At 50.7% G+C, this 5,303-nt stretch carries 5 protein-coding genes; 2 read left to right on the forward strand and 3 right to left on the reverse strand.

Annotation, left to right across the window (positions count from 1 at the left end; genetic code table 11):
- Positions 1-926 precede the first annotated feature (926 nt).
- Positions 927-1,439 (reverse strand): hypothetical protein, encoded by a 513-nt coding sequence (locus QZP87_RS00625; protein ID WP_291320989.1) that lies wholly within the window; start codon positions 1,437-1,439, stop codon positions 927-929.
- Positions 1,440-1,584: 145 nt separating this feature from the next.
- Positions 1,585-2,034, reverse strand: coding sequence for a rhodanese-like domain-containing protein (locus tag QZP87_RS00630; protein WP_291320990.1), 450 nt, complete (start codon positions 2,032-2,034; stop codon positions 1,585-1,587).
- Positions 2,035-2,477: 443 nt separating this feature from the next.
- Between QZP87_RS00630 and QZP87_RS00635 the strand changes: the two genes are divergently transcribed.
- Both QZP87_RS00635 and QZP87_RS00640 read left to right on the forward strand, forming a co-directional pair.
- Positions 2,478-3,935 (forward strand): VTT domain-containing protein, encoded by a 1,458-nt coding sequence (locus tag QZP87_RS00635; RefSeq protein ID WP_291320991.1) that lies wholly within the window; start codon positions 2,478-2,480, stop codon positions 3,933-3,935.
- 33 nt (positions 3,936-3,968) lie between these two features.
- Positions 3,969-4,310, forward strand: coding sequence for a heterodisulfide reductase-related iron-sulfur binding cluster (locus tag QZP87_RS00640; RefSeq protein ID WP_291320992.1), 342 nt, complete (start codon positions 3,969-3,971; stop codon positions 4,308-4,310).
- Between the two features lie 9 nt (positions 4,311-4,319).
- Here QZP87_RS00640 and QZP87_RS00645 read toward each other — a convergent pair whose 3' ends face one another.
- Positions 4,320-5,081 (reverse strand): ABC transporter ATP-binding protein, encoded by a 762-nt coding sequence (locus QZP87_RS00645; protein WP_291320993.1) that lies wholly within the window; start codon positions 5,079-5,081, stop codon positions 4,320-4,322.
- Between the last annotated feature and the right edge of the window lie 222 nt (positions 5,082-5,303).

Genomic DNA, 5,303 nt, shown 5'->3' on the forward strand with positions numbered 1-5,303 from the left:
AGGGTTGACTTCCCTGTGGCCCTGGGACCGAACAGGAAGAAGGACTTTTTTTCCAACAAATTGTTTAGATCGATAAAGCGCTCTATTTGCATATCACAACCTTGCTGCTGATTTTCCGTATTTATGGCAATTTAGTTGTGAATTTTCCGAAGGTCAAACCAAAATATATGCCTTTATGGAAAAATGGTAACCATTCAGGGGGGTCCTCGGTATTGATTGCTGGCACCAGGCCTGGGGACTGTCCCCGCTAAGTACTCTGGACGAGACCATGAATTACTGCCTATTTGTCACGGCCATAATCAAAACCGCTAAAATCCAGAAGGAACCTGAGAATGTTTACCTGGAAGCAAAAAAGAGGAATGGGGCGTAGCGTGGTGACTTAGCTTTTATTAAATCCCCAGGTGGCCGCTCCAAGGGCTCCAGCGAAGTCCGGATCAGGAGGGTTAAGCATATCTGAGACAATTTTTTCCTGCAAAAGACGGATTATGCAAGGTTTGTGAGCCACGCCCCCTGCAAAGATCAAAAGTATCTGTTCAGCGCTTTGGATGTGGCACTGGGACTGGCCTGTAACTCTTCAGGGGGCAGGAACCATGCAAAGTCTCCTGCCTGACAGGCCGGTAAAGTCTTTCTGGGGCTCTTTATTCTTTAAAACCGTGTGTGCAAAGCACCCGCCTGCCCGCTAAAATTCCGCAGGACAGCAAAGCGTATTTTAGTCGGGTGTTCGCCTGCAGGCTTCCTGTGCCAGAGATTTTTTTTGGCACGGGCAGCCGTGGGCTGCACATCCCAGTGAATCCAGCTACGCTGAAACTACGTTTGTTTCATCACGCCAGGGGCGTGACAGGCGGGCGGCTTTGCCGCTCACGGTTGGGGCGTAAGCCTGAAGGCTTCTCTTGATGATGATTGCTGGCACCCCTTGAAAGGTTACATTACCTGGGTGGTGCACAGATGCCAGGAAAAATTTCTCTCAATGTCTTCTGGTCCAGGACTTCGTGCAGGGGCACATCCAGATCATGAATTGAAGGCGGTTCCTGGCCTTCCGGCTGTTCGTCCTGTTCAGGCTCTTCCTGGCTGTTCTGAGATTGGTCTGAAGGAGGCACAACTTTGCCCCGTGCTGGATCTGGTCTCATGTTCATGTTGTTTTTGATCCAGTTGTCCGCTTCATCGTGGGTGCCCAGAAACAAAATAATGAACCAGTCCTTTTCTTTGACCGCAACCATCCTATGACCGTCTACCAGCTGAAACTTGATACAGTTTTTTATCCTGGCCTCACCGTCCTGACTGAGCTTGATGCGTAACTCATGGTCAAGATGATTTTTATCCGCCAGGCTGCTGATGATCTCCCGGGCCTGGCGGACGGCGATTGCGGATTTGTTGCCGACGCTGTCCATCCTGTTCATTTTCTTGTAAAACTGCACCGGATCATAGATGATAGCTGCCATGCAAGCCTCCCTGTCTAAAGTTGGCAATAAAAATTATGCTTATCAAGAAAAACCTTGCAGCCCCAATACGGTATGGCTACATGCCATAAAGTATTTTTATGCAAGACCCGGATGTCAGCACACCCGGGTCTTGTCTGGCCTGCTCTTACTGGAAAACTACGTCTCCAGGAAACTCATCATTGTAGGCTTCCTGGCCGCCTTCCAGTATCAGCATCCTTGCGGTGTCGATACCCTGCTCCTCAAAATAGTCGAAAGGCCTGGTGGCACCTCCGCCTCCTCTGGGGCAGATGATCACGATATCTGCGTCAGTGCCCCTGACCTTGTCCAGGACCGGATCCATCTTGGCGTAATCTTCATCTGTCTCCAGAGGTCTGGCGAAAGTGGGGATGGCTTGAGGCAGGTGCCCTGACTCCCATTCTTCTTCAGTCTGAGTACTGAAAACCACCAGTGAGCCCTGCTCAACCTCTCCTGCATCCAGCCTTTCCTTGAACTCAGCCGGGGAAATATAGTTGTAGCTGTCATCCTGAGTACAGGCTGTAGCTACAAATACCAGAAACATAACCAGACAGAACGTTGCAATTAAACCTTTTCTCATTGAATACCTCCATTTCAGATTTAAAAATTCTTCGGCTGCCAGTTCGCCTGTATAAATGATGCATGCAGGCTCATTCTGGGTGAATCAGTAAAAAACCTGCAACAACAGCCTGAACATAATAATTTAACTTTTTCTTTTTATCTCCAGCAACAGATAATGTCTAATAGATAATATCTATTTGTCAGGACAGATTGTATTGCTCATTTCTATATGTTTTAATTTTACTGCGTTAACTGTCACTCTCATGCCTTTTTCAGGTGACAAAGCAATCTATTATAGATTTTTTTGATACAAAATGGGCTAGACTATTTGAATTAACAATTTGACTGCTGATTTTTTTAGAGTAAAATATTTTGGTTGCTGAATTGCTTACTTTTATAACTATTGCCTTGAGTAACAATGCAGGGCCTAGATATCCGACAAATTTACAAGAGGGGCTTTTCATGTCTAAAAACCTTACAAAGCTGCTGATCCTGGCTGTCATCGCCTCCATTGTGGCCGCCTATTTTCTGCTGGACATTCATGCCCACCTGACCCTGGACAACATCAGGGCTTCCAGGGCCGAGTTTGAAACCCTGCTGGAAGAGCGCTTCCTGACTGTGCTGGGGATTTATCTCCTGGTATACATGGTAGTGGTCAGCCTGAGCCTGCCCGGAGCCCTTCCCCTGGGACTTCTGGCCGGGGCCATGTTCGGAGCCATAACCGGAACCATAATCGTCTCCTTTGCCAGTACCATCGGGGCGACCATGGCCTGCTTCCTGTCCCGATATCTGCTTCGGGACTGGGTCAAAAGCAGGTTTTCCGGGTTTATTGAGGCTGTGGACAGGGGGGTGCAGAAAGAGGGGGCACTGTATCTTTTTACCATGCGCATGATTCCGGTGATTCCTTTTTTCATAATCAATCTGGCCATGGGCATAACGTCCATGCGCCTGCGGACTTTTTTCTGGGTTTCTCAGCTGGGCATGCTCCCTGGCACTTTTGTCTTTGTAAACGCCGGAAGTCATCTGGGACGCATCCAGTCCACCGAGGACATATTCTCTCCAGGACTGATCATCTCCCTGGCCCTTATCGGGATTCTGCCCCTGGCAGCCAAGAAAATTGTGGGGATTTTGAGAAAAAAATACGGGTCCCAGGAAGCCCAGTCCGAACTGTCTGTCCCGGTAACCAACCCTGCGGTATCTTTTGCTCCAAAGGGGGTGCCATCAGAGTCTCTGACCCACCTGGCCGAGGCCAACCAGCAGGGATGCAACAGGTGCGAGGTCTGCGTGTCACAGTGCGAATTTCTGAAAAAATACGGCATGCCCGGGGATATAGCCCAGGGCATCCTGGATGGGAAAAACAGCACTGACCCTTTCGAATGCAGCCTGTGCGATCTGTGCGGGGCCATCTGCCCGGAAAAACTCTCTCCTGCGGATATGTTTCTGGATATGCGCCGTCAGGCAGTGCAGGAAGAAACTGTAGACCTGTCCCGCTATTCACCCCTGCTTAAGTTTGAAAAACTGGGTCATTCCAACCTGTTGTCCAGATATCCCGCGCAAAAGGCACACACTGTTTTTTTCCCGGGATGCGCTCTGCCCGGAACCAGGCCGGAAATCACCTGGAGGATCTACCAGGAACTTAAAATAGCCTTGCCCAGTCTGGATATGGTCCTGGACTGCTGCCACAAACCTTCCCATGATCTGGGGCGTCAAGATTTTTTCCACAAGAATTTACAGGAAATCATGGGGAAGCTGCGTGACCTGGAGGTCAAAGAAATCCTGGTGGCCTGCCCCAACTGTTTCAAGGTGCTAAATGCCTATGCAAAGGATTTCAGAATCAGGACGGTTTACCAAGTCATGGCTGAGGAGAGCAGTTTTCAGGAGGTTGAAAAGCCGGGAAGGCTGGCGGTACATGATCCCTGACCCCTGCGCTGCCAGGAGGGCATCCAGGATGCAGTGCGCCGGCTTCTTAAGGCCAGGGGGATTGAAATGAGTAAAATGAAAAACTCCGGTAAAAAGACATTGTGCTGCGGTGAAGGCGGGGCTGTCGGCTTTCACAATCCCGGGTTTGCCAGGACCTGGAGCCTCAAGCGCAAAAAAAGAGCCGGAGAGGACATGATGGTCACCTACTGTGCCGGTTGCGTCGGCTTTCTCAGCAGGCAGGGTCCCACCATCCATCTGGCGGATGTGCTCTTTGAACCTGAAAAGGCCTTGGCCGGCAAGACCAGGGTGTCCAGGACCCCCATGACCTACTTAAACCGCATCCTGCTCAAAAGAAGGCTGGGCAAAAAAGGATAAAAAGGCCTTTTATTCTGTATAAGCCTGCTTCAAGGCGGCCCGCAGAATGCGCAGGTCTTCCATGAACTGATCAGTGTCGGGCTTTCTGGGTCTAAGCGCGCTAATATCCACTGTGCTTAAGACCTTTCTGCCCCCCATAACCAGGACCCGGTCAGCCAGGGTCACAGCCTCAATTACGTCGTGGGTGACAAAGATTATGGTCTGAGAAAATTCAGCATGCAGGGACAGAAGAAGTCCGTGCATTTCCTCCCGGGTCAGGGCGTCTAAGGCGGCAAAGGGCTCATCCATGAGCATAAGCATTGGCGAAAGGGCCAGCACCCTGGCCAGAGCCACGCGCTGACGCATCCCACCCGACAACTGCGCAGGCAGCATGGCCTGTTTGTCTTCCAGTCCTACCAGGCCAAGCATTTTAAGGGCCGTATCCCTTTGCTCCTTTCTTGTCCTGCCCTGAAACTTCAGGCCGAACTCCACGTTTTCCATTACACTGAGCCAGGGAAACAGAGCATCCTCCTGGAACACCACCGCCTTGTGCGGACCGGGCACTGTACTGAGTCTGCCCTGGACATACACCGAGCCGGCATCAGGGGGCACAAATCCGGCCAGGATATTTAACAGCGTTGTCTTGCCGCAACCGCTGGCCCCCAGCAGGGCCAGGATTTCCCCCTGATGCACTTCTAAGGAGATATCCTGCAGTACCTGCTGCCTCTGATCCCCAACACCAAAGTGTTTTTCTAAGCCCTGGACCTGCAAACAGGCTGTCTCTTTTTTCATATTACCAGATGCACCTGCAAAAAGTCGGATAATGAATAATTCAGGCAGGAATCAACAACCTACATAACTGTTTGTTTTTACTGATCCCTGACCTCTGGCCTCTGACCTCTGACCTCTGTCTCTTACTGTCTTCTGGCTGATCTGGATACTGCCTGCATGGCAAGCACCAGGAGCCGGTCGCATATCAGCCCGGTTACGGCGATGAGCACTATCCCGGAAATA

Source organism: Desulfonatronospira sp. (assembly GCA_003563255.1).
Taxonomy (GTDB): Bacteria; Desulfobacterota; Desulfovibrionia; order Desulfovibrionales; family Desulfonatronovibrionaceae; genus Desulfonatronospira.